The following is a 21,676-nucleotide window of genomic DNA, read 5'->3' as shown; positions in this document are numbered from 1 at the left end:
GCCGGTCGGGCTCATCGAACGGCCTCGACCAGCGCCATGCCTTCGCCGCGCCAATGGCCGGCGCCGACCACCACAATCTGGTCCGGCGCCTTGCTGGTTTCAATCTCCAGGCCGCTCGGGTCGTTCGCCGCAAACAGTGCGCCACGCGACAGCGACAGCGCCGCCAGCGCGATTCCGAGCGGGAATTGCGCTTCCATGACGTGGCCGAACGCCGTGCCGGTCGCTCGCACCGGATGGCCGGACTGCGCGCGCAGGAAGGCGACTTCCTCCGCCGTCACCGGCTCAGCGCCGGTTGCGCCGGTGATGATCGCCGCGTCGCCGTGCACGTCGCCGAGCTGGCCCCACAGCCGCTGCATCGAGGCGGTGACATCGCCTTCGGCGCGGCGGCGTGACATATCGGCCACGACGTTGGTCAGTCGCGCGAACGGCTTGGCGCCGCGAGCTTCCGCATGCGCCCTGGACTCGATCACCAGGAACGCCGCACCGGAGCCGAGCGCAAAGCCGCCTTTAGCGCCGCGTGAAAACACCGGCGCGTAGTTATCCTTCAGATTGAAGTCACCGAACTCGTAGAGCATCAGCAGATCTTTGCGCTCGCCGTTCTGCGCCGCGCCGATCAGCGCGATGTCGCTTTGGCCGGCGGCAATGCGCGCCAGCGCGATGCGCGCGGCGTCGACGCCGGCTTCCTCCTCGCCCATGAAGGTGCGCGAGGAGCCGGTGACGCCGTGCACGATCGCGATGTTGCCGGCGAGCAAATTCGACAGCTGCGCGAGAAACAGCGTCGGGCGCAGATCATTCATCAGCCGCTCGTTGAGCAAGCCGGGCTTGTCGCCCTGCGCGTCGGAATTTAGCACGGCGGAGTCGACAGCGAGATCGCGTTCGCCGCCGCCGGCGGCGACGATCATGTCGGTGCGCGACAGGATCTCGGTGTTGCCCTTGATGCCGGCAGAGTCGAGCGCGAGGCCAGCCGCGTAGGTGCCGATCCGCTGCCAGGCTTCCATCTGGCGCTGATCGCCCTTCTTGGGGATCTGCTTGTCGAAGCTCAGCGGCGCCAACGGATGCACGATGTAGGGCGCGAAGCTCGTGGTATCGACATTGACGCGGCGCTGATCGAGCGCGTCCCAATGCGCGTCGGGGCCCTCGGCCAGCGAGGTCGCAAGGCCAATGCCGGTGATCCAGGCTTCCGCCGGTTGTTTGTGCGATGTCTCAGCCATGGATCATCTGCTCCGGAAATCCGATCTGTCTGGCCATCGTCTCCATGTGCCCGCGCAGATCAGGGTGCGGGAACGGCACGTGGCGAAAGGTCAGCGTCGCGTTGCAGGCGAGCTTGCCGCCGGCTTTGATGTTCGCTTCGGTCATGGTGTAGCCCGAGCCTTCGTGGATCACGCTGGCTTCGATCGTCAGAAGTTCGCCGGGTGTCACGAAGCTGCGCATTTTGGCTTCCTTCACGGCGGCCAGAAACGGCATGCGGTGAAATTGCATCAGCGCGATCAGCAGCCAGCCGGAGCTCTGCGCCATCGTTTCGATCAGCAGCACGCCCGGCATCAGCGGATAGCCGGGGAAATGGCCTTCGAAGATCGTGCTGGTTTCAGGTACTCGCGCCTCGACCGTGATGGCGCGCTCTTCGAGGCGAAGATCGGCAATCCGGTCGATGAGATGAAAATACTCGAGGTTCATGGCGCGGTGTCTCGACCGCGACTATGCGCCCTTGGCGGCGACCAGCTCGTCGATACGCGCGGCGAGGTTCTTCAGCACGAAGTACTGTTCGGTGGTCGCCTTGCCGTCGTTGACCTCCTGGGTCCACTTTTCGAGCGGCAGTTTGATACCGAATGCCTTGTCGATCGCGAAGGCGATGTCGAGAAAATCCAGGCTGTCGATCCCCAGATCATCGATCGCATGGCTCTCCGGGGTGATCGTGTCGCGCGGAATATCGCAGGTCTCCGCGATGATGGTAGCCACCCGATCGAATGTGGAAGTCATCATTAAGCCTTTGAAATTGTGCCGGAAACAGCAGGCGCGCAAGGGCAGCGGCCGTGCTCGGAACGACAGGTTGAAGCCCGTATATCGGAGCGCTGCCCTGAGTTCAATGGCACGGGGGCCACAGCCTATGGGAGCGCCTCGGAAGCAATGGCCGGGCCTGCGGTCAGGCAGGGCAGGGAATCACCCCTGCGGCGACGGCAGGGTCGCGCAATCGCGCCGGCCCATCAACACACAATCCTGCGTCTTGCGCAGGTCGGCGATGCTGGTCGCGAGCCAGAACCCGACCACCACCAGCGCCACGGTGAATGCCAGTGCCGCGAGATTGGTCAGCATGCGGTGGCGGAAGTCGTCCTGCGCCGCATCGCGCGGCTGCTCGTAGCGCGACAGGTCGTTCTGGAGCGGCGTGGCATTAGGCGCCGGGGAGGCTGGTTTGCCAGCAAACGGGGTCCGCGGCCGAAACTGCAGCACGCGGTGCTCGTCGTCGTCGGGAATGCTGAGGCGATGGTTCTTCATGGTGGCCGGCCCTTGCGGCGGCGGATGCGAAGCCTGTTAGTTATCCTAGTCGATATAGGGCGCGCCGCAAACTCCGCATCTTGACGGAGCGCTTTTGCCGGACGCCTGCATCAAAGCGAGGCCGTGCATTACGGACGAGTTCCGGCGTGCCATATTGATCTCGCCGCTGTGCGAGTCAGGAGTTCAGGAGTCCGACCATGGCAGATCCACGCGAACCGGTGCTGCATCCGATCCCGATCCTGTCGCTGCGGCCGACGCAGATGACCGTCGGGCTGCGCGAAGTCGAGGAGAAGCGCCGGCGCTGGCGCACCCATGCCTCCAGCAAGAAGAAGGAGGGCGAGCGGCTGGCCGAGCATATGATCCCGGTCGTGCTCGGCCCCGGCAGGCGCCATTATGTCATCGACCACCATCATCTGGCGCGCGCCCTGCACGAGGAAGGCATCAAGGACGTCGCCATTACGGTGATCGCCGATCTCAGCATGGTCGATCGCGACGCGTTCTGGGTGGTGCTCGACAGCCGGCGCTGGGTCTACCCCTACGACGCCAAGGGCGAGCGGCACCATTACAAGGACTTGCCGAAGTCGGTGGCCGGGCTAAAGGACGATCCGTTCCGGTCGCTCGCCGGCGAGCTGCGCCGAATCGGCGGCTACGCCAAGGACACGACGCCGTTCAGCGAATTCCTGTGGGCGGACTTCCTGCGCCGCCGGATGTCGCGAAAATCGGTCGATGCGGATTTCGCCAAGGCGACCGAGCGATCGCTGGCCTTGGCCAAGAGCAAGGACGCGGTCTACCTGCCCGGTTGGTGCGGGCCCGCATCCGACGATTGAGGCGCTTCGGCTGATCGCGATCCGCGCTCAGTCTTCCGGCGCGATCGTGTCCTTCTCTTCGCTTTTGCCGCCGAGCAGGCGATGCAGCGTGGTTTCGACGGCGTGGCCGCCGATCAGCACCGCGAATGTAATCACGATCGCGACGCCGACGATCAGCCAGTGACCCGAGCCGCAGGCGATGCCGATGCAGGCGGCGAGCCAGACGCAAGCGGCGGTCGTCAGGCCGTGGACGTGATTGTGGCGGCCGCTGTGCACGATCACGCCGGCGCCGAGAAAACCGATCCCGGTCAGAATGCCCTGGATGACGCGCGACGTCGGATCGCCGATCCGCTCCTGCCCAAGTGACTGCTCCGCGACGGCCACCAGCAGCGCCGAGGCGAGGGCGACCAGCGACAGCGTTCGCATCCCGATCGGCTTGCCCTTGAGGTCGCGATTGAGCCCGATCAGTCCGCCCGCCAGGGTGGCGATGCCGAGCCGCATCACGATGTCCCAGAACGGCAGCACCCTTCAATCTCCCAGCCGCACCGTCACGCTTTCGGCAGCCGGCCCATCAGATAGAATTCGTCGTTGGGCCGCATCGCGGTGACGTTGGCCATCCGGTTGGACAATGCGAAGAATGCCGAGACCGCCGTGATGTCCCAGATGTCGTCCTCGCTGAAGCCGTGCGCCTTCAAGGCTTCGAAATCCCGCTCGCCGACGGTCTCGGCTTCGCGGCTGACCTTCATGGCGAAGTCGAGCATCGCCTTCTGCCGCGGCGTGATGTCGGCCTTGCGATAATTGGTGGCGATCTGATCGGCGATCAGCGGATTCTTGGCGCGGATGCGCAGGATCGCGCCGTGCGCGACCACGCAATACTGGCACTGATTGGCCGCCGACGTCGCCACCACGATCATCTCGCGCTCGGCCTTGCTGAGCCCGCTGTCCTTGTCCATCAGCGCGTCGTGATAAGCGAAGAACGCCCTGAACTCATCCGGCCGCGCGGCCAGCGCCAGGAACACGTTGGGCACGAAGCCCGACTTCTCCTGCACGCCCTCGATCCGGCTGCGGATATCCTCAGGCATCTCGGCGAGCGGCGGTACGGGGAAGCGAGAGACGGCAGGCGAGGTCATTGATGAGATCCGCGAGGCTGAACGATGCGCAAAACCTTAGAGGCTGATGGATTGCAGTCAATCACATCGTCGAATGGATTGCATTCCAGCAAGCCAATGGTTGGCGCCAAGCGCCGACCCCGCCGTCATTGCGAGCGAAGCGAAGCAATCCAGACGTGCGGTACATTGAACTGGATTGCTTCGTCGCTTCGCTCCTCGCAATGACCGAGAGGGTCTTCAGCGCAGCGGTTTCTTCAGCAGTGAGAAGCGGTCGGAGTCGAGGCCGAGCGAAGGCTGCAGCATCGGCGCGTCGAGGGTGCGGGCTAATGGACGTTCCGTGAAGCCCTGATCGTTCGGCACGTCGCGGTGCGAGGTGGCGCCGCGCCAGCGCTCCAGTACGGCGCTGACGAAGTGCATGTCCTGGCCGGCGGTCGCGGACGGCACCGTCGAGATCGCAGCTTCCGAGCGCGGCACCTGCTGCGGCGGCACTTCCTTGAAGCGCAGCCGCGTCGGCAACGCGACGCCTTCGCCGAACGCCAGCACTTCGCGGGTGCCGAGCGACGGCACGAACGACAGCAGGTTGGCGGCGGCGTCCGACACTGCGGAGCGCAGCAGCGACTGGTCGCGATCATTGGCAAGCCGCATCGCAAACAGGGTGTTGCACTGCGATAGAATAGTGGCGTCGAGTTCGGCAGGACGCTGCGTCACCAGGCCGAGATACACGCCATATTTGCGGCCTTCCTTGGCGATGCGCGACACCGCCTTGCGGGTGGGCCCGAAACCGATGGTGCGGTCGGCGCTGGCATAGCGATGCGCTTCCTCGCAGACGAACAGCAGCGGCGACACGCCGTCGCTCCACAGCCCGAAATCGAACGCCATGCGGCACAGCACCGACACCACCGAGTCGACGACCTCGGCCGGGAAGCCGGCCAGTTGCATGATGGTCATCGGTTTGCCGTTGGCCGGCAGGCGGAACAGATGGCTGATCACTTCGGCCATGGTGTCGCCGCCGACATTGGCGTTGTCGAACATGAAGGCATAGCGCGGATCGTTGCGCACGGTTTCGATGCGGGAAATCAGCTTGTGATAGACGATGCGCGACGAGCGGTTCTCGAGCTTGCCCATGCGCTCGTCGATCAGCGAGATCAGGTCGACGAGCCGATACGGCACCGGCGTATCGGCTGTGTAGCCGACCGTTTTCGGATCGAGCCGCTTCAGGCCGATGCGGTCCGTGCTGGTGTATTGCACGTACAGGCCCTTGGCGATGGGGATCACTTCGGCCAGCACGTCGAGCTCTTCCGGCACGCCGGGGCGGCCGGCAAACAGCACGTCGACGATCTCGTCGAAATTGAACAGCCAGAACGGCAGCTTGAGATTGCGTGGATTAAGCACCAGCGCCTTGTCGCCGAAGCAGCGGCCGTATTCGTTGTGGACGTCGAGCAGGAAGATGCGCAGCGCCGGGCGCGACTTCAGGATTTCGTTCAGCAGCAGCGACACGCCGGTGGATTTGCCGACGCCGGTCGAGCCGAGCACGGCGAAGTGCTTCGACAGCATCTCCTCGATATCGACATAGGCGATCACCGAGGGGTCCTGCTGCAACGTGCCGACATTGATCTGGTCGGATCCCGAGGGCGCGTAGACGATACGCAGATCGTCGCTGCTGATCGGCTCAACCACGTCGCCGATCGCCGGATAGCTGGTGACGCCGCGCTGAAACTTCGGGCGCATCGCGCCGGGCAGAATCTCGCCAAGCAAATCGACAGAGGCGCTGGCAATGTAGCTGTCGCCGACCACGTCCTCGCACGACACCTCGGTGATGATCGCGATGATCGTCGACGTCGCCGTCCGGATGCTGATGAAGCGGCCGACGGTGGCGCGCATCGCGGCGGGCGACAGCCGGCTCTCCGGCAGGATTCCCGCGCGGGCCATCGAGCCCCGCACCGAGATGATCTTGCCGAACAGCGGCGACGAAACAGCTTCTGCCATTTTCTGGAACTCTTTGATTTCTATTTTCGTTGCCGCGACTATGCGCACCCGATGCTGAGAAACGGTTAAGTGTAGCGCAGCCGCAAACCTCTACAACTGCGCCGCGAGTGGTGTGAATGTGCCGTTCAGGTTCGCTTTTCCTGAAAGCCCGACGGCGAACGAGCGAGCGTTGTTAACTACGCGTTGACCATGAAAGACGGCGGGTTGATGAGCGAGGTGTCGGCGCTCGACCAACGCGGTGCCGAACAGCAGAGCTGTCATTCTTCGCGAGAGCAGAGGATCCCCGGCATTCGTGATGGTGGCACAGTGGTCCCGCGATCGCTCTGGGATACTGGGCCCCATCAAGTCGGGCGATAACGAGGGACAGCGTTGTGGGCTCTTGCCCCCGACCGCCGCAGCGGAGCGTAAGCGATGGTGGGCGACCGCCCTCGATTGCGCGTGGCTTCGTCGAGGCTACGGATAACCAGAATGCGGCGGCTAACCGCTGACGAATTCGTCGCGGCGATAGCCCTGCGCGTAGAGCAGCGCGGTGAGGTCGCCGAAGTCGATGCGGCCGTGGGCGGCGGCGGCGACGGCGGGCTTGGCGTGGTAGGCGATGCCGAGGCCGGCGGCCTGGATCATGCCGAGGTCGTTGGCGCCGTCGCCGACCACCAGCGTGTCGATAGCGTCGAGATCGTCGGCTTCGCGCAGCGCCAGCAGCGTCGCCAGCTTGGCTTCGCGGCCGAGGATCGGTTCGGCGACCAGGCCGGTGAGCTTGCCGTCTTCGCTCAGCAGTTCGTTGGCGCGGTGCTCGGCAAAGCCGATGCGCTCGGCGACGACGCGCGTGAAATGCGTGAAGCCGCCGGACACCAGGCACGTATAGGCGCCGGCGGCGCGCATCGTCTGCACCAGCGTGCGGCCGCCCGGCGTCAGCGTGATACGCGTGTCGAGCACCTGATCGATCACCGACAGCGGCAGGCCCTTGAGCAGCGCGACGCGCTCGCGCAGCGCCGGTTCGAATTCGATCTCGCCGCGCATCGCCCGCTCGGTGATCGCCGCGACATGCGCCTTTAGCCCGGCAAAATCGGCGAGCTCGTCGATGCACTCCTGGCCGATCATGGTCGAATCCATATCGGCGAGAAAAAGCTTCTTGCGCCGCGTCGCTTCCGGCTGCACGACGATGTCGATCGGCAGGTCTTCGCGCGCGGCGCGCAGCCGCTCGGCGATCGCCAGCGCGTCCTCGTCGCTGTCGAACACGATGTCGGCGGCGACCTCATCGTGCAGCCAGCGCGCCGTATTGGGCTGCGGCAGCACGGCGCGGGCGCCCTCGAGCACGGTGGAGTCGAGCGCGGGATTGTTCGGATTGCAGATGAGCGTGGCGACGAGCGACATGTCGGGAACGGTTCCGGGGCAGCGGCAAAGGCCGGCGGCGGTGCTTATCGCAGGGCCGACCGCCAGCGGCAAGTCGGCGCTGGCGCTGCGGCTGGCGCAGGCTCAGGACGGCGTCGTTATCAATACCGATTCGATGCAGGTGTATCGCGACCTGCGGACCATCACCGCCCGGCCAACGCGAGACGAGGAGGTGATGGTTCCGCATCGTCTCTACGGCGCGGTGGACGCGGCGGTGAATTTTTCCGCGGGTGCTTTCGTTGAGGCTGCCGCGGAGGCGCTGGCTGAAGTCCGGGCGGCGGGCCGCCTGCCGATCTTCATCGGCGGTACCGGGCTGTATTTCAAGGCGCTGACGCGCGGCCTGTCGACGGTACCGCCGGTGCCTGCCGAGGTTCGCGATGCGGTGCGGCTGCGGCTCGATCGGGACGGCGTTCTGGCGCTGCATGCCGAACTGGCGCAGCACGATCCGGCCGCCGCCGAGCGGCTGGCGCCAGCCGACCGCTCGCGCATCGCCCGGGCGCTGGAAGTGGTGCTGGCAACCGGCCGGCCGCTGGCCGACTGGCACGGCGAGGCGTCGCCGCCGCTGCTGCCGCCGGACGGCGTGGCGGCGCTGTTTCTCAGCCCCGAGCGCGAGGCGCTGTACGCCCGGATCGACGCCCGCTTCGCCGCGATGCTGCAGGCCGGCGCACTGGACGAAGTTGCGGCGCTGGCCGAACGCCGCCTCGACCCGCTGCTGCCGGCCATGAAGGCGCACGGCGTGCCGGCGCTGATCCGGCATCTGCGCGGCGAGCTGTCTTTGGAAGACGCCGCCACGATCGGCGCGGCCGACACCCGGCACTACGCCAAACGGCAATTCACCTGGTTCCGGCACCAGCTGCCGGAGTTCAAATGGGTGAGGCCGGAAGAGGCGGAGGGGGTGCTGCAGTCCGTGATGCCGGCCTTTTAACCTGGTCATTGCGGTCCTCTGACTTCGTCATTCCGGGGCGCGTCATCGGGCCGGCTTGGTCGGCGCGATGGCGCGAATCCGGAATCTCGCAGTTGTGGCTACGGGCGGGTGCCCCGAACCTCGGGATTCCGGGTTCGCGCGCGAAGGGCGCGCGCCCCGGAATGACGTGCTTGGGGGAGGGGCGCAGCGGTGAGGCTGGCGATAGGGCTTGAGTGTAACCACATCGGTAGGACGCAGCGCTGGCGTGCCCCGTTACGCAGGCGATCACGTTTCGCGGCATAGCGCCTGCCCGTTATTCCGGCTCGCGAGTGCGCCAAAATCCAGCTAAGGTGTGATCCTTAAGGCGCCGACACGCCTTGACATTGCGGGTTTCGCGGGTATGGTCCCGCGCAACCTTTGGGAAGCTGAGCCGAGTTTATGCGACACAAAATTTCCGAGCTGCTTCTCATCGTCGTACCCAGGCGCACCGCCGGGGGTGGATAGACTCCACCCCGCGAACGGACGGTGCGCTGAGGGCCTTTCACGGGCCCTTTTTTATTGTCCGAACGCTTCGATTAGTCCGAACCACCCGAACGTCAGCGCCAGACGGCGCCCCGGAGCCCACCATGAGCGACAGCACCAGCCACGATCCGAACCAGATGACCGGCGCCGCGATGATCGTCCGCGCGATGAAGGATCACGGCGTCGAGCACATTTTTGGCTATCCGGGCGGCGCGGTGCTTCCGATCTATGACGAGATCTTCCAGCAATCCGACGTGCAGCACATCCTGGTCCGCCACGAGCAGGGCGCCGGCCACGCCGCCGAGGGCTATGCGCGCTCGACCGGCAAGCCGGGCGTCGTGCTGGTGACGTCGGGCCCCGGCGCCACCAATATGGTCACGCCGCTCGCCGATGCACTGATGGATTCGATCCCGCTGGTCTGCATCACCGGGCAGGTGCCGACGCATCTGATCGGCAACGACGCCTTCCAGGAATGCGACACGGTGGGCATCACCCGGCCGTGCACCAAGCACAACTGGCTGGTGCGCGACATCAAGGATCTGGCGCGCGTGCTGCACGAGGCGTTCTACGTCGCGACCTCGGGCCGTCCGGGCCCGGTGGTGGTCGACGTGCCGAAGGACGTGCAGTTCGCCACCGGCACCTATCATCCGCCGCGCAAGACCGACGTCCACGTCTCCTACAAGCCGCACACCAAGGGCGATCCCAACCAGATCCGCAAGGCGATGGCGCTGCTCGCCGGCGCCAAGCGGCCGGTGATCTATTCGGGCGGCGGCGTGATCAATTCCGGCGACGAAGCGTGCCGGCTGCTGCGCGAGCTGGTCGAGGTCACCGACTTCCCGATCACCTCGACGCTGATGGGGCTCGGCGCGTACCCCGCATCCGGCAAGAACTGGCTCGGCATGCTGGGCATGCACGGCACTTACGAAGCCAACATGACGATGCATGATTGCGACGTCATGCTGTGCGTCGGCGCGCGCTTCGACGACCGCATCACCGGCCGCACCGACGCGTTCGCGCCCAACGCCAAGAAGATCCACATCGATATCGATCCGTCGTCGATCAACAAGAACATCCGCGTCGACGTGCCGATCATCGGCGACGTCGGCAGCGTGCTGGGCGATCTGTTGGCGCTGTTCAAGGCCGAGGCGAAGAAGCCTGACATCAAGGCGTGGTGGCACCAGGTCGCAACCTGGCGCGCGCGCAATTCGCTGGCCTACAAGAAGAACAACGACCTGATCATGCCGCAATACGCGATCCAGCGGCTGTATGAAGGCACGCGCGGCCGCGACACTTACATCACCACCGAAGTTGGCCAGCATCAGATGTGGGCGGCGCAGTTCTACGGCTTCGAACAGCCGAAGCGCTGGATGACGTCGGGCGGCCTCGGCACCATGGGCTACGGCCTGCCGGCGGCGCTCGGCGTGCAGGTGGCGCATCCCAACAGCCTCGTCATCGACATCGCCGGCGACGCCTCGGTGCAGATGACCATGCAGGAAATGGCGACGGCGGTGCAGTACGAGCTGCCGATCAAGATCTTCATCCTCAACAACCAGTACATGGGCATGGTGCGGCAGTGGCAGCAATTGCTGCACGGCAACCGCCTGTCGCACTCCTACACCGAGGCGATGCCCGACTTCGTCAAGCTCGCCGAGGCCTATGGCGGCGTCGGAATGCAGGTGACCAAGCCGGGCGATCTCGACGGCGCGATCGCCGAGATGATCAAGGTCAACAAGCCGGTGCTGTTCGACTGCCGCGTCGCCGCGCTGGAGAACTGCTTCCCGATGATCCCGTCCGGCAAGGCTCACAACGAGATGCTGCTGCCGGCCGAAGCCACCGACGAAGCCACCGCCGCCGCCTTCGCCGGCGGCAAGGCGCTGGTGTGAGCCATTGACCTGCTGCGCTGATCACCTCTCCCCGCGTGCGGGGAGAGGTCGACCGGCGAAGTCGGGCGGGTGAGGGGGCGCCTCCGCACATCGCGGACTCAGTTGCCCCTACCCCAACCCTCTCCCCGCAAGAGCGGGGCGAGGGAGCGCACCGTGCCTGATGAGAGTCACCGCCCAAATCAAATGTGAGACCGATTCAATGACCCAGCCCGCATCCGCTTACTTCATGGAAGAGCGCCACGACCCCAACGAGACCCACACGCTGTCGGTGCTGGTGCAGAACGAGCCCGGCGTGCTGGCGCGGGTGATCGGGCTGTTTTCGGGGCGCGGCTACAACATCGAAAGCCTCACCGTCTCGGAAACGGAGGCGCAGAAGCATCTGTCGCGCGTCACCATCGTCACTACCGGCACGCCGATGGTGATCCAGCAGATCAAGAACCAGCTCGATCGCATGGTGCCGGTGTATCGCGTCGTCGACATGACGCTGACCGGCCGCTCGATCGAGCGCGAACTTGCGATGGTCAAGCTGCGCGGCACCGGCGATCACCGCGTCGAGTCGCTGCGTCTTGCCGAAGCATTTCGCGCCCGGGTGATCGACGCTTCGACCGAGAGCTTCGTGTTCGAGATCACGGGCGGCCCGTCGAAGATCAATCAGTTCATCGAACTGATGCGCCCGCTCGGCTTGGTCGAAGTCGTCCGCACCGGCGTCGCCGCGATCGGGCGGGGCGCCGAGGGGATGTAGCGACGTCGCCGACCTTGGCGGCGATGAGGTTCGGATATACATTGGATATCCGAACCGGAGGATATGAGCATGAAAGGTCTGGTCTCACAGTGGGGCAACAGCGCTGCGTTGCGGTTGCCGAAGCCGATCCTTGAAGACTTGAAAATCGCGCCGGGCAGTGAGGTCGAGATGTGGGTGGAGGCTGGCGAATTGCGCGTGTGCGCGGCTCCGCGTCGTGCCCGCTATCGGCTGGAAGATTTGATCGCCCAGATGGATCCCGCAAACGAGCCACCGACCGTCGATTGGGGTCCGGATCGCGGAGCCGAGATTATTGATGACGATTATTCGCGCGGACTGATCGTACCGGGCCCGGACGGCGCTCCTGTTCGTGTTGAACAGCCTGTTGATGCTAAGCACACCAGTGGCGATGTCCGTCGTAGACGTAGGTGATATCGCCTGGGTCGAGTTTGATCCGGTGCTCGGGACTGAGCAAGGCAAGCGCCGGCCATCGCTGATCCTTACGCCGCGCTCTTATCACGAGAAGTCCGGTCGCGCGATCGTTTGTCCGATCAGTTCGAAGCTCGGCACATGGCCGTTCAACGTCGCGCTCCCTGACGGAATGACGACCAAAGGCGCCGTGCAAATCGACCAAATCAGGACGATTCATCGGGATTCGCGAATGTTTCGGACGATCGAGCGAGCGCCCGACTCGCTCGTCGAAGAGGTTCGCCAACGGCTTGGGACGTTGTTGGGAATTCTCGTCGCGAAGTAAGCCGCTCGCTTCGACGCTTCGCTACGCCGCGATCGCCTCGGCGATCTGGTCGAGCGGGTGGTTGGTCAGGTCCTTGGCGAGCGAGCGGATCAGCGAGGCTTCGACGGTCTTGTGCAGGATCGGGCGGATCTGGCCGAGCGTCTGCGGGTCGGCGACCAGCACCAGCTGATCGAATTCGCCGTCGAGCTTCATCTTGTTGATGACCTGGGTGAGCTGCTTGGCGAAGGTCGCCTCGTCGGTCTGGCTCTGGGTCTGATCCTCCGGCCGCGATCCGGACGGGCCGTCATTGTCGAGGTTACTCGGTTCCAGCTTGCGCTCCTGGCGGAGCGTGACGCTGGCGGCCTTTCCGGTGTTGCGCAGCAGCAGGGCGCCGCGGCCATCGGCGACGACGATCAGGGCGTTGTGCGGAATGAGAGCCATGGGTCGAACGATCCTCCATTGAAGTTCTGCGCGGCAACGGCGCGCTGGGACAAACCTGCCGTGGATTCAATCGTTCCGGGTTGCGGCATCGTCGCGCGGGACGCAGGTCCGCGCGGCGCGCGGGTTATCGGCCGGCTTCGGATCGGTTAGGAACCAAACAGCGCCGCATCCTGCCGGCGGATCTGGGGCGGACAGCCGATGAAGCCGGCCGACATCGCGCTTGCGCTCCTGATTGCGCTGATCTGGGGCCTCGGCTTCGTGTTCACGCGCTATGCGCTGACCGAGATGTCGCCGACGGTGCTCAATCTGCTGCGCTTCGCCATCTCGGCGCTGCCGTGCCTGGTGCTGCCGCGGCCGAAGCTGGCGCTGCCGGTGTGGACCGGGATCAGTTTCCTGCTGGTGTGGCAATATCTGACGCAGAGCTGGGGCATCGCGCAGGGCGTGCCGGCGGGGCTGACCGCGGTGATCGTGCAGAGCCAGGCGCTGTTCACCATCGCGTTCGCGGCGCTGCTGCTCAACGAGCGGCCGACGCGGGCGCAGCTGACCGGCATCGGCGTCGCCGCCTGCGGGCTGCTGATGATCTGCTTCACCGTTGGCTATGATTTCAGCGCGGCGGCGTTCGGGGTGACGATGACGGCGCCGATCGCGTTTGCGTTCTCCAACCTGTTGCTGCGTCGCGCACAGGGCGTGCCGATGCTCGACCTGTTCGCCTGGATCAGCGCGGCGTCGCTGCCGCCGCTGGCGCTGGCCGCCTGGGTGACGGATGGCGGGCCGGCGATCTGGCAGCAGCTGACGCATCTGTCGCCGGGCGTGATGGCGGCGATGCTGTCGCTGTCGATCGGCTCGACCACGATCGGCTACTGGATCTGGGGCCGGCTGCTGCACGCCTACAGCGCCGCGCAGGTGGTGCCGTTCGCGCTGCTGGTCCCGTTCATCGGGGCGGCCGCGTCGAGCCTGGCATTCGGCGAGACGTTCGGGCCGCTGCGGCTGGCCGGCATGCTGATCGTGGTGGCGGGGCTGGCGATCATGCTGCTGTTCGGCCGCGCCAAGCCGGAGCTGCCGGAGACCGCCTGACCGCTCACCCCAAAGTCGTAACCGGCATTTCGCAGCGCGGCAGGCATGACGCCGCAAACTTGCCACAAATCACCGCCGCGGGCTTGTGTCCGGGCATCCGGACCCCTAAAAACCGGCAGCAATTCGAAGGTCGGCCGGGACGGCCCGATCACCATGGCACGGGCGGGACGGGCCGCCGAACACGAGGAACGAGGATGCGAGTTTACTACGATCGCGACGCCGATCTGAACCTGATCAAGGGCAAGAAGGTCGCCATTGTCGGCTACGGCAGCCAGGGCCACGCCCACGCGCTGAACCTGAAGGACTCCGGCGTCAAGGACGTCGCGATCGCGCTGCGCAAGGGCTCGCCGACCGTCAAGAAGGCCGAGAACGCCGGCTTCAAGGTGCTGGACGTCACCGAGGCCGCCAAATGGGCCGACGTGATCATGATGCTGACGCCGGACGAGCTGCAGGGCGACATCTATCGCGAGCATCTGCACGACAACATGAAGAACGGCGCGGCGCTGCTGTTCGCCCACGGCCTCAACGTGCACTTCAACCTGATCGAGCCGCGCGCCGATCTCGACGTGCTGATGGTCGCGCCGAAGGGCCCGGGCCACACCGTGCGCTCCGAGTATCAGCGCGGCGGCGGCGTGCCGAGCCTGATCGCGATCCATCAGGATCCGTCGGGCAACGCCCACGACCTCGGCCTCAGCTACGCCTCGGCGATCGGCGGCGGCCGCGCCGGCATCATCGAGACCTCGTTCAAGGAAGAGTGCGAGACCGACCTGTTCGGCGAGCAGGTTGTGCTGTGCGGCGGCTTGGTCGAACTGATCAAGGCCGGCTTCGAGACGCTGGTGGAAGCCGGCTACGCGCCGGAGATGGCGTACTTCGAGTGCCTGCACGAAGTGAAGCTGATCGTCGACCTGATCTATGAAGGCGGCATCGCCAACATGAACTACTCGATCTCCAACACCGCCGAATACGGCGAATACGTCACCGGCCCGCGCATCGTCACGCCGGAGACCAAGGCCGAGATGAAGCGCGTGCTCGCCGACATCCAGAACGGCATCTTCACCCGCAACTGGATGCTCGAGAACAAGGTCAACCAGACCTCGTTCAAGGCCACGCGCGCCAAGCTCGCCGCCCACCCGATCGAGGAAGTCGGCGCGAAACTCCGCGAGATGATGCCTTGGATCAAGAAGGGCGCACTGGTCGACAAGAGCAAGAACTAAGCTTCGTCATTGCGAGCCAACGGGTTCGGCCCTTGGCCGGCCCGATGACAGGCTCCGCGAAGCAATCCAGAGGCCCCGCATTCGGAGCTGGATTGCTTCGTCGCTTCGCTCCTCGCAATGACGGCAGTTGACCAACGGGACCGTGGCGACGCGGTCCCGTTTTTTCGTTGGCTGTGCTACGATCCGGCGGTTGTGAGGAGCGGGTCATGCCATCTGTTGTCGTCACCGGGGTGTCTACCGGGATCGGTCATGCGATTACAAAGTTTTTGCCGGACAAGGGTTTTCGCGTGTTCGGCAGCGTCCGCAAGGAGGCCGATGCGGAGCGGCTGATCGGAGAGTTCGGCTCGAATTTCAAGCCGCTGATTTTCGACGTCACCGACGAGGCGGCGATCCGGACGGCGGCGGGCGAGGTCCGCGCGGCGCTCGGCGGCGAGCGGCTGGCCGGGCTGGTCAACAATGCCGGTATCGCAGTATCGGGCGCGGTGCTCGATCTGCCGGCCGAGGAGTTTCGCCGGCAGTTCGAGGTCAATGTGATCGGGCCGATCGTGGCGACCCAGGCGTTCGCGCCGCTGCTCGGTACTGATCCTTCGCTGCGCGGGGCGCCGGGGCGGATCGTGATGATGTCGTCGGTCGCCGGCAAATTCGGCAATCCGCTGATGGCGGCATACTCCGCGTCGAAGCACGCGCTGAACGGGCTGTCCGACGGGCTGCGGCGTGAACTGATGCTGTTCGGTATCGACGTCGTGACGATCATGCCAGGGGCGGTGAAGACGCCGATCTGGGCGAAGTCCGCCGAGGAGGATATTTCGAAATATGCCGGCTCGCCGTTCTATCCGGCGCTGCAGAAGATCCGCGCGCTGCTGCCGAAGATGGACGCCAGCGGCCTGCCGCCGGAGACGATCGCGCAGCACGTCTACGACGCGCTGACGTCGCCGAAGCCGAAAGCGCACGACATCGTCACGCCGGGCCCGTTGCAGTTCTGGGTGTCGACCAAGCTGCCGCCGCGCTGGATCGACAGGATCGTGGCTAGCCGCATGGGGCTGAAGCCGAACACCTAGCGCCGGGCCGAACGCCGCCGATCGGTCCGATTCATCGACGGCGCGCCGCCGGGCCGGGGTCCTTCGCGACCTTCAGCACCTCGGTGTCGCGCCAGGTGAGGCGCCGACCGTCCTTGGCGTGGAGCTGCAGCCGCGGCACCGGCGCGCGGGTGTGGCGGTCGATCATCGACGAGCGCGGTTCGTCGGCCTGATAGAGGTGCTGTTCGCCCCATTGGCGCAGCGCGACGATGACGAGGAACAGGCCGCGGCCCTTGCTGGTCAGCACGTACTCCATGTAGGCGCTGCCGTCCGAGGCCGGGGCGGTTTGCAGAATGCCGCGATCGGTCAGGTCGCGCAGCCGCGTCGCTAGCATGCCCTTGGCGATGCCGAGGCTGGTCTGCAATTCGCCGAAGCGGCGCACGCCGTCGAAGGCGTCGCGGATGATCAGCAGCGACCACCAGTCGCCGATGACATCGAGCGCGCGCGCAACCGGGCATCCGGCATTCCAATGGCTGACCCGCTTGGCCATGACGTCATTCTCCATCCTCTAAACTGGTCTTAAAATAGAACTAGAAGCGCCTCCGGACAAGTGGTCTCATGATGAGACAAAAGCAACGGAGCAATGCAGATGCAGAACCAGCGTGACACGGGACGACTGTTCGAAGCGGCGGGCGGACTATCGCGGACGACCACGCTGATCTTCGCCGTGGCGGCCGGCCTCAGCGTCGCCAATATCTACTTCGCGCAGCCGTTGCTCGATCCGATCGCGAAGGAGTTTGATATTTCCGCCGCCACGATCGGCCTCGTCGTCACGCTGACCCAGGTCGGCTATGGGCTGGGGCTGATCTTCATCGTCCCGCTCGGCGATCTGGTCGATCGCCGCCGTCTGGTCGTCGGGCAGGGGATTCTGTCGATCGTCGCGTTGCTCGCCGTCGCGACGGCGACGAGCGAAGCCGTGCTATTTGTCAGCCTGGCGGCGATGGGGCTGCTCGCGGTCGTCGTCCAGGTGCTGGTCGCGTTCGCGGCGGCGCTGGCGACGCCAGCCGAGCGCGGCAAAGTCGTGGGCAGCGTCACCAGCGGCGTCGTCATCGGCATCTTGGCGGCGCGTGTGGTCGCCGGCGGGCTCGCCGATCTCGGCGGCTGGCGTACCGTCTATCTCGCATCGGCGGCTCTCACGGCAGTGATGGTCGGGCTGTTGATGTGGGTGCTGCCGCGCAAGGTCGTGCCGGCTAGCACCGACAGCTATGCGGCGACGCTACGCTCCGTCCCGGCGTTGTTTCTGCGTGACCGGGTGTTGCTGATCCGTGGCGTGTTGGCGCTGTTGATATTCGCGACGTTCAGCGCGTTCTGGACCGCGATCGTGTTGCCTCTCAGCGCCGCGCCTTTCAACTATTCCAGCACACAAATCGGGCTGCTCGGCCTGGTCGGACTCGCCGGCGCGACCGCGGCGATGGGCGCGGGGCGTCTCGCCGATCGCGGCTTGGCGCAATGGACGACGGGATCGGCGCTCGCGCTGGCGCTGCTGTCGTGGGCGATGATCGCATGCCTGCCGTGGTCGGTTGCGCTGCTACTCGCCGGCGTGGTCGTGCTCGACCTCGCGGTGCAGTCGGTTCACGTCACCAACCAGAGCGTGATTTTCGCCCGGCATCCCGAAGCACGCAGCCGCCTGGTCGGCGGCTACATGGTGTTTTACTCGGCCGGCAGCGCGCTCGGGGCGATCACGGCGACGACGGCCTATGCGGCTGCGGGCTGGGACGGCGTCTGCATGCTAGGCGCCGCCTTCAGCGCCGCAGCCTTGCTGGTCTGGGCCGGCACGCGTCACGTCGGTGCGAGCGACGCGTCCGAGCCGGTGTGCCGCCGCGCCATCGAAGGCTGCTCCAGCAGCCTCACCGGCTGATCGTCACAGCGCATCGGACGGCGAGTGTTACTTCACGCGGTCCCATAGCCAGCGCGCGACGGCGTCCGGCGTGCCGTCGCCGGAGGCGGCGCGGAGATTGGCTTCGCGCATCGCGGCGATGCCGATGCGGCCGAGCAGGGGCTGCAGCGCGTCCCGCAGCTTCGCATCATTGGCGCGCTTCGGCGCCAGCAGCAGCACCGCGTCGTAAGGCGGGATCGCCTGTTTCGGATCGTCCAGCACGACAAGGTCGTACTTCGCGATCAGTCCGTCCGACGTGTAGCCAGCGATGATTTCGACTTCGCCTGAGGTGACGGCGGCGTACATGAAGTCGGGCTGCATTTGGCGTTCAGTCTTGAAGGCGAGCCTATAGGCTTTGCGTAGGTTGGCCCACTCCGGGCGCGAGAAGAATTCATAGTCGCCCGCGATGGTCATCGATGGGGCGCGCGCCGCTAGGTCGGCGATCGAGCGAATGCCGAGCGCCTCCGCCTTGGCGCGCGGCATCACCAGCGCATAGGCGTTGGCGAAGCCGAGTTCGCCCAGCAAACTGACGCCATCCTTCGACAGGTCCTGCTTCAGATCGGCCAGCACCTCATCCCGCGCGGCGATGCCGGGATGCTTGAACTGATTGGCCCACAGCGTGCCGGAGTAATCGACATAAGCGTCGATGTCGCCGCTCTTCAGCGCGTCGAAGATCACGCTGGAGCCAAGGCCGGCGCGGGTTGTGGCGGTGAGACCGGCGGCCTCGAGGCGCTGCTCGAGCAGCGCAGCAAGCACGTATTGCTCCGTGAAGGTCTTGGCGCCGATCACGTAGGTCGATCGCGCGCCGGCGAGGCCCGGCAGCAGCGCCGCAGCAATCAGGGCCACGAGCCCGATTGAGCCGAGCGCCGTGCGGACGCGGCTGCGCAGCCGCAGGCCGCGTTCGATCAACGCCAGCAGTTGATCGACCGCCAATGCCAGCACAGCCGCAGAGGCGCAGCCGAACAGCACCAGCACCCAGTTTTGCGTCTGCAGGCCGGCGAAGATGTAGTTGCCCAGACTGGTCTGGCCGATCGGCGTCGACAGCGTCGCGGTGCCGATCACCCACACCGCGGCGGTGCGGATGCCGGCCATGATCACGGGCAGCGCCAGCGGCAGCTCGACCATGGTCAGCACCTGCCGCGGCGTCATGCCGACGCCCTGCGCGGCCTCGACCAGCGCCGGATCGACGGCGTCCAGCCCGGTGATGGTGTTGCGCAGCACCGGCAGCATCGAATACAGCGCCAGCGCCAGCACCGCCGGCAGGAAGCCGAATGCCGAAAAGCCGACGCCGAGCGCGCTTATCGACAGCGCCGCGAGCGCCAGCAGCAGCGGATAGAACAGCGCCAGCAAAGCGAGGCCCGGAATGGTCTGCACCACGCCGGCGAAGCCGAGCAGGGCGCCGCGGAGCAACGGGCGGTCGCGGGCGAGGATGGCCAGCGGCAGGCTGACGATCAGCCCCAGTGCGAGAGCCGCCAGACTGACACGGACATGCGCGCCGAGATAGTCCGGGAGATTGCCCAGCGCGTCGCGCCAGCGAGGATCGGCGAAAAGGCTCATGTCGCGCCATCGTCTTGCGGCAGCAGCGCGCTCAGCCGCCTTGCCTGACGGCGCGGAGTCTGCAGCAACTCGGCGACGTAGGGTTCCGTGCTGCGCGAAACCTCGGCCGGCGTCCCCTGTGCGAGCAGCTTTCCGGACCGCATCACGGCAATGCGGTCGGTGAGAAGCAACGCCTCGGTGATGTCGTGAGTAATCAGCACGGTGGTGAGTCCGAGCCGCTCATGCAGCGCGCGAAAATCTTCGCCGAGCGCGTCACGCGTCAAGGGATCAAGCGCGCCGAACGGCTCGTCCATCAGCACGATGTGCGGTTTGGCGGCGAGCGCACGTGCGACGCCGACGCGCTGGCGCTGGCCGCCGGAGAGTTCGTGCGGAAAGCGGTCGCCATGCTGCGCGGGGTCGAGCCGCACCAGATCGAGCAACTCGTCGGTGCGCGCCGCAATCTCTGCGCGTGACCAGCCGAGCAGTTTCGGGGTGATGCCGATATTTGCCGCGACCGACAGATGCGGGAACAGCGCGCCGCTCTGAAACACCATGCCGATCCGCCTTCGCAGCGCGATCGGATCGATGGTCTGGATGTTCGCGCCATCGATGCTGATCGTGCCGGCATCCGGCTCGATCAGCCGATTGGCAAGGCGCAACAGCGTCGTCTTGCCGGAGCCGGAACCGCCGACGATCGCCAGCAGCTCGCCGCGCGCGACGCTCAGCGAGACGCCGTCGACCGCCTTGATGCGGCCGAAGCATTTGTCGACGCTGGAATAGGCGATCATTGGCGCGGCGTCGCTCATGCTCGCGGGGGTAGCACGGCCGGCCGCGGCGATAAAGCATGGGCGGACTTGCATGTCGGCGCGCGACGTTGAATGGTCGGACCACAATGATGCGGGGAGGGCGCGTGCAGGACGGGACGGGATCGGCGGCGGTCGCGCTGCGGGATGCGACGGTGGCGTTCCGGCTGGCCGGCGGCCGCGTCTACACCGCGGTCGAGCAGGCGTCGCTGGCGGTGGCGGACGGCGAATTCGTCGCCATCGTCGGGCCGACCGGTTGCGGCAAGTCCACGCTGCTCAACGTCGCCGCCGGGTTGCTGCGGCCGGTGGCGGGCGAGGCGCGAATCTTCGGCGCGCCCCTCGAGGGCCTCAATGACCAGGCCGGCTATCTGTTTCAGGCCGACGCGCTGTTCCCGTGGAAGACCGCGCGCGACAACGTCGCGATTGGGCTGGAGATCGCCGGCACGCCGCGCGCTGAAGCGCTGACCCGGGCGCAAAGTTGGCTGGAGACGGTCGGGCTCGGTGCCTTCGCGCAGCGCTATCCGCACATGCTGTCGGGCGGCCAGCGCAAGCGCGTCGGCCTCGCCCAGGTGCTGATCCGGGATCCGAAAATCCTGCTGATGGACGAGCCGTTCGGCCCGCTCGACGCACAGACCCGCCAGATCATGGGCAATCTGCTGCTGGAGTTGTGGAGTCAGCATCGCAAGGCGGTGCTGTTCGTGACCCACGATCTGGAGGAAGCGATCGCGCTCGCCGATCGCGTGGTGATCATGTCGGCCGGCCCGTCATCGCGCATCATCGGCGACTGGCGCGTCGACCTGTCGCGTCCCCGTGACATTTTTGAAATCCGCCTGACGCACGAATTTCACGCCCTGCACCGCGAGATCTGGAGCATGCTGCGCGAGCAGGTGATGAAGGCGTATGGGGCAGTGGCGTGATGAAATTGATTATTGCCGCTGAGCCGCGCCAAGCACGGCGTGCTCCCGCTCTCTCGAGCGTCGGACGATCGAGTGGGAACGTTTGCAGTCGCTGCGAGGATCACCCTCCCCTGGAGGGGGAGGGTCGCTCGCGCAGCGAGCGGGGTGGGGTGGCGAAGAGTTCATCCGCAGTGCCCGC

The 21,676-nt window shown here is 66.0% G+C and carries 23 protein-coding genes; 11 read left to right on the top strand and 12 right to left on the bottom strand.

Going from position 1 to position 21,676, the window contains the following annotated elements; translation table 11 throughout:
- Positions 1 to 11: 11 nt before the first annotated feature.
- The 4 genes from D4Q52_RS17910 to D4Q52_RS17895 form a co-directional block, all read right to left on the bottom strand.
- On the bottom strand, positions 12 to 1,211 hold the full coding sequence (locus D4Q52_RS17910) for a beta-ketoacyl-ACP synthase (RefSeq protein ID WP_119857935.1): 1,200 nt from the start codon (positions 1,209 to 1,211) through the stop codon (positions 12 to 14).
- Entirely contained in the window at positions 1,204 to 1,674 is a 471-nt protein-coding gene (locus D4Q52_RS17905) for a 3-hydroxyacyl-ACP dehydratase FabZ family protein (RefSeq protein WP_119857934.1), read from the bottom strand. Before D4Q52_RS17905 ends, D4Q52_RS17910 begins: the two co-directional genes overlap by 8 nt.
- Before the next feature lie 21 nt (positions 1,675 to 1,695).
- Positions 1,696 to 1,977 (bottom strand): acyl carrier protein, encoded by a 282-nt coding sequence (locus tag D4Q52_RS17900; RefSeq protein WP_054163491.1) that lies wholly within the window; start codon positions 1,975 to 1,977, stop codon positions 1,696 to 1,698.
- Positions 1,978 to 2,157: 180 nt separating this feature from the next.
- A complete protein-coding gene (locus tag D4Q52_RS17895) occupies positions 2,158 to 2,490 on the bottom strand; it encodes a hypothetical protein (RefSeq protein ID WP_119857933.1) in 333 nt (110 codons plus the stop codon).
- 197 nt (positions 2,491 to 2,687) lie between these two features.
- Here D4Q52_RS17895 and D4Q52_RS17890 point away from each other — a divergent pair, with 197 nt between their 5' ends.
- On the top strand, positions 2,688 to 3,317 hold the full coding sequence (locus tag D4Q52_RS17890) for a ParB-like protein (protein WP_119857932.1): 630 nt from the start codon (positions 2,688 to 2,690) through the stop codon (positions 3,315 to 3,317).
- Positions 3,318 to 3,344: 27 nt separating this feature from the next.
- On the opposite strand, the gene D4Q52_RS17885 is transcribed toward D4Q52_RS17890, so the two are convergent.
- The 4 genes from D4Q52_RS17885 to serB all read right to left on the bottom strand — a co-directional run bounded on the left by D4Q52_RS17885 (position 3,345) and on the right by serB (position 7,762).
- Complete coding sequence (locus D4Q52_RS17885) at positions 3,345 to 3,821, bottom strand: MgtC/SapB family protein (protein WP_119857931.1); 477 nt, start codon at positions 3,819 to 3,821, stop codon at positions 3,345 to 3,347.
- 23 nt (positions 3,822 to 3,844) lie between these two features.
- Complete coding sequence (locus D4Q52_RS17880; protein WP_119857930.1) at positions 3,845 to 4,426, bottom strand: peroxidase-related enzyme; 582 nt, start codon at positions 4,424 to 4,426, stop codon at positions 3,845 to 3,847.
- Positions 4,427 to 4,642: 216 nt separating this feature from the next.
- Positions 4,643 to 6,391, bottom strand: a complete 1,749-nt coding sequence (locus tag D4Q52_RS17875; RefSeq protein WP_119857929.1) for an ATP-binding protein — start codon at positions 6,389 to 6,391, stop codon at positions 4,643 to 4,645.
- 477 nt (positions 6,392 to 6,868) lie between these two features.
- Positions 6,869 to 7,762, bottom strand: coding sequence for a phosphoserine phosphatase SerB (gene serB, locus D4Q52_RS17870; RefSeq protein ID WP_119857928.1), 894 nt, complete (start codon positions 7,760 to 7,762; stop codon positions 6,869 to 6,871).
- Between serB and miaA the strand changes: the two genes are divergently transcribed.
- From miaA to D4Q52_RS17845, 5 genes are all read left to right on the top strand, one after another.
- Entirely contained in the window at positions 7,761 to 8,705 is a 945-nt protein-coding gene (gene miaA, locus D4Q52_RS17865) for a tRNA (adenosine(37)-N6)-dimethylallyltransferase MiaA (protein ID WP_119857927.1), read from the top strand. The two genes, serB and miaA, sit on opposite strands and share 2 nt — an antisense overlap.
- A 605-nt stretch (positions 8,706 to 9,310) precedes the next feature.
- Positions 9,311 to 11,089, top strand: a complete 1,779-nt coding sequence (locus tag D4Q52_RS17860; RefSeq protein ID WP_119857926.1) for an acetolactate synthase 3 large subunit — start codon at positions 9,311 to 9,313, stop codon at positions 11,087 to 11,089.
- 199 nt (positions 11,090 to 11,288) lie between these two features.
- The gene (ilvN, locus tag D4Q52_RS17855) at positions 11,289 to 11,831 is read left to right on the top strand and encodes an acetolactate synthase small subunit (RefSeq protein WP_119857925.1); all 543 of its coding nucleotides are present in this window, start codon (positions 11,289 to 11,291) and stop codon (positions 11,829 to 11,831) included.
- A gap of 69 nt (positions 11,832 to 11,900) precedes the next feature.
- Complete coding sequence (locus D4Q52_RS17850) at positions 11,901 to 12,260, top strand: AbrB/MazE/SpoVT family DNA-binding domain-containing protein (protein ID WP_119858021.1); 360 nt, start codon at positions 11,901 to 11,903, stop codon at positions 12,258 to 12,260.
- On the top strand, positions 12,238 to 12,582 hold the full coding sequence (locus tag D4Q52_RS17845) for a type II toxin-antitoxin system PemK/MazF family toxin (protein ID WP_119857924.1): 345 nt from the start codon (positions 12,238 to 12,240) through the stop codon (positions 12,580 to 12,582). Before D4Q52_RS17850 ends, D4Q52_RS17845 begins: the two co-directional genes overlap by 23 nt.
- Before the next feature lie 21 nt (positions 12,583 to 12,603).
- Here D4Q52_RS17845 and D4Q52_RS17840 read toward each other — a convergent pair whose 3' ends face one another.
- A complete protein-coding gene (locus tag D4Q52_RS17840) occupies positions 12,604 to 13,002 on the bottom strand; it encodes a host attachment family protein (protein WP_119857923.1) in 399 nt (132 codons plus the stop codon).
- Positions 13,003 to 13,200: 198 nt separating this feature from the next.
- Between D4Q52_RS17840 and D4Q52_RS17835 the strand changes: the two genes are divergently transcribed.
- From D4Q52_RS17835 to D4Q52_RS17825, 3 genes are all read left to right on the top strand, one after another.
- Entirely contained in the window at positions 13,201 to 14,076 is an 876-nt protein-coding gene (locus D4Q52_RS17835; RefSeq protein ID WP_119857922.1) for an EamA family transporter, read from the top strand.
- A gap of 194 nt (positions 14,077 to 14,270) precedes the next feature.
- The gene (ilvC, locus tag D4Q52_RS17830; RefSeq protein WP_119857921.1) at positions 14,271 to 15,290 is read left to right on the top strand and encodes a ketol-acid reductoisomerase; all 1,020 of its coding nucleotides are present in this window, start codon (positions 14,271 to 14,273) and stop codon (positions 15,288 to 15,290) included.
- Positions 15,291 to 15,496: 206 nt separating this feature from the next.
- Entirely contained in the window at positions 15,497 to 16,348 is an 852-nt protein-coding gene (locus D4Q52_RS17825) for an SDR family oxidoreductase (RefSeq protein WP_119857920.1), read from the top strand.
- Positions 16,349 to 16,379: 31 nt separating this feature from the next.
- Here the strand turns inward: D4Q52_RS17825 and D4Q52_RS17820 are convergent, their stop codons facing one another.
- The gene (locus tag D4Q52_RS17820; protein WP_119858020.1) at positions 16,380 to 16,856 is read right to left on the bottom strand and encodes a winged helix-turn-helix transcriptional regulator; all 477 of its coding nucleotides are present in this window, start codon (positions 16,854 to 16,856) and stop codon (positions 16,380 to 16,382) included.
- Positions 16,857 to 16,955: 99 nt separating this feature from the next.
- Here D4Q52_RS17820 and D4Q52_RS17815 point away from each other — a divergent pair, with 99 nt between their 5' ends.
- Entirely contained in the window at positions 16,956 to 18,224 is a 1,269-nt protein-coding gene (locus D4Q52_RS17815; protein WP_119858019.1) for an MFS transporter, read from the top strand.
- Positions 18,225 to 18,251: 27 nt separating this feature from the next.
- Here the strand turns inward: D4Q52_RS17815 and D4Q52_RS17810 are convergent, their stop codons facing one another.
- Positions 18,252 to 19,799: an ABC transporter permease/substrate-binding protein gene (locus D4Q52_RS17810; RefSeq protein ID WP_119857919.1), complete on the bottom strand. Its 1,548-nt coding sequence runs from the start codon at positions 19,797 to 19,799 to the stop codon at positions 18,252 to 18,254.
- A complete protein-coding gene (locus D4Q52_RS17805) occupies positions 19,796 to 20,566 on the bottom strand; it encodes an ABC transporter ATP-binding protein (protein WP_234831236.1) in 771 nt (256 codons plus the stop codon). Before D4Q52_RS17805 ends, D4Q52_RS17810 begins: the two co-directional genes overlap by 4 nt.
- Positions 20,567 to 20,673: 107 nt before the next feature.
- On the opposite strand from D4Q52_RS17805, the gene D4Q52_RS17800 reads away from it, so the two are divergent.
- Positions 20,674 to 21,498: an ABC transporter ATP-binding protein gene (locus tag D4Q52_RS17800; protein WP_119858018.1), complete on the top strand. Its 825-nt coding sequence runs from the start codon at positions 20,674 to 20,676 to the stop codon at positions 21,496 to 21,498.
- Positions 21,499 to 21,676 lie beyond the last annotated feature (178 nt).

This window comes from Rhodopseudomonas palustris (assembly GCF_003591005.1).
Lineage (GTDB): Bacteria > Pseudomonadota > Alphaproteobacteria > Rhizobiales > Xanthobacteraceae > Rhodopseudomonas > Rhodopseudomonas palustris_K.
Note: the sequence above shows the minus strand (reverse complement) of the source record. Positions and strands in the feature narration are given on the sequence as shown.

Coding starts and splice junctions, on each gene's coding strand:
- ilvC (WP_119857921.1), top strand. CDS start 14,271: ATGCGAGTTTACTACGATCGCGACGCCGATCTGAACCTGATCAAGGGC.
- D4Q52_RS17850 (WP_119858021.1), top strand. CDS start 11,901: ATGAAAGGTCTGGTCTCACAGTGGGGCAACAGCGCTGCGTTGCGGTTG.
- D4Q52_RS17860 (WP_119857926.1), top strand. CDS start 9,311: ATGAGCGACAGCACCAGCCACGATCCGAACCAGATGACCGGCGCCGCG.
- D4Q52_RS17820 (WP_119858020.1), bottom strand. CDS start 16,856: ATGGCCAAGCGGGTCAGCCATTGGAATGCCGGATGCCCGGTTGCGCGC.
- D4Q52_RS17810 (WP_119857919.1), bottom strand. CDS start 19,799: ATGAGCCTTTTCGCCGATCCTCGCTGGCGCGACGCGCTGGGCAATCTC.
- D4Q52_RS17840 (WP_119857923.1), bottom strand. CDS start 13,002: ATGGCTCTCATTCCGCACAACGCCCTGATCGTCGTCGCCGATGGCCGC.
- D4Q52_RS17800 (WP_119858018.1), top strand. CDS start 20,674: ATGCGGGGAGGGCGCGTGCAGGACGGGACGGGATCGGCGGCGGTCGCG.
- D4Q52_RS17805 (WP_234831236.1), bottom strand. CDS start 20,566: ATGATCGCCTATTCCAGCGTCGACAAATGCTTCGGCCGCATCAAGGCG.
- D4Q52_RS17910 (WP_119857935.1), bottom strand. CDS start 1,211: ATGGCTGAGACATCGCACAAACAACCGGCGGAAGCCTGGATCACCGGC.
- ilvN (WP_119857925.1), top strand. CDS start 11,289: ATGACCCAGCCCGCATCCGCTTACTTCATGGAAGAGCGCCACGACCCC.
- serB (WP_119857928.1), bottom strand. CDS start 7,762: ATGTCGCTCGTCGCCACGCTCATCTGCAATCCGAACAATCCCGCGCTC.
- D4Q52_RS17845 (WP_119857924.1), top strand. CDS start 12,238: ATGTCCGTCGTAGACGTAGGTGATATCGCCTGGGTCGAGTTTGATCCG.
- D4Q52_RS17875 (WP_119857929.1), bottom strand. CDS start 6,391: ATGGCAGAAGCTGTTTCGTCGCCGCTGTTCGGCAAGATCATCTCGGTG.
- D4Q52_RS17895 (WP_119857933.1), bottom strand. CDS start 2,490: ATGAAGAACCATCGCCTCAGCATTCCCGACGACGACGAGCACCGCGTG.
- D4Q52_RS17815 (WP_119858019.1), top strand. CDS start 16,956: ATGCAGAACCAGCGTGACACGGGACGACTGTTCGAAGCGGCGGGCGGA.
- D4Q52_RS17835 (WP_119857922.1), top strand. CDS start 13,201: ATGAAGCCGGCCGACATCGCGCTTGCGCTCCTGATTGCGCTGATCTGG.
- miaA (WP_119857927.1), top strand. CDS start 7,761: ATGTCGGGAACGGTTCCGGGGCAGCGGCAAAGGCCGGCGGCGGTGCTT.
- D4Q52_RS17900 (WP_054163491.1), bottom strand. CDS start 1,977: ATGACTTCCACATTCGATCGGGTGGCTACCATCATCGCGGAGACCTGC.
- D4Q52_RS17905 (WP_119857934.1), bottom strand. CDS start 1,674: ATGAACCTCGAGTATTTTCATCTCATCGACCGGATTGCCGATCTTCGC.
- D4Q52_RS17890 (WP_119857932.1), top strand. CDS start 2,688: ATGGCAGATCCACGCGAACCGGTGCTGCATCCGATCCCGATCCTGTCG.
- D4Q52_RS17880 (WP_119857930.1), bottom strand. CDS start 4,426: ATGACCTCGCCTGCCGTCTCTCGCTTCCCCGTACCGCCGCTCGCCGAG.
- D4Q52_RS17825 (WP_119857920.1), top strand. CDS start 15,497: ATGCCATCTGTTGTCGTCACCGGGGTGTCTACCGGGATCGGTCATGCG.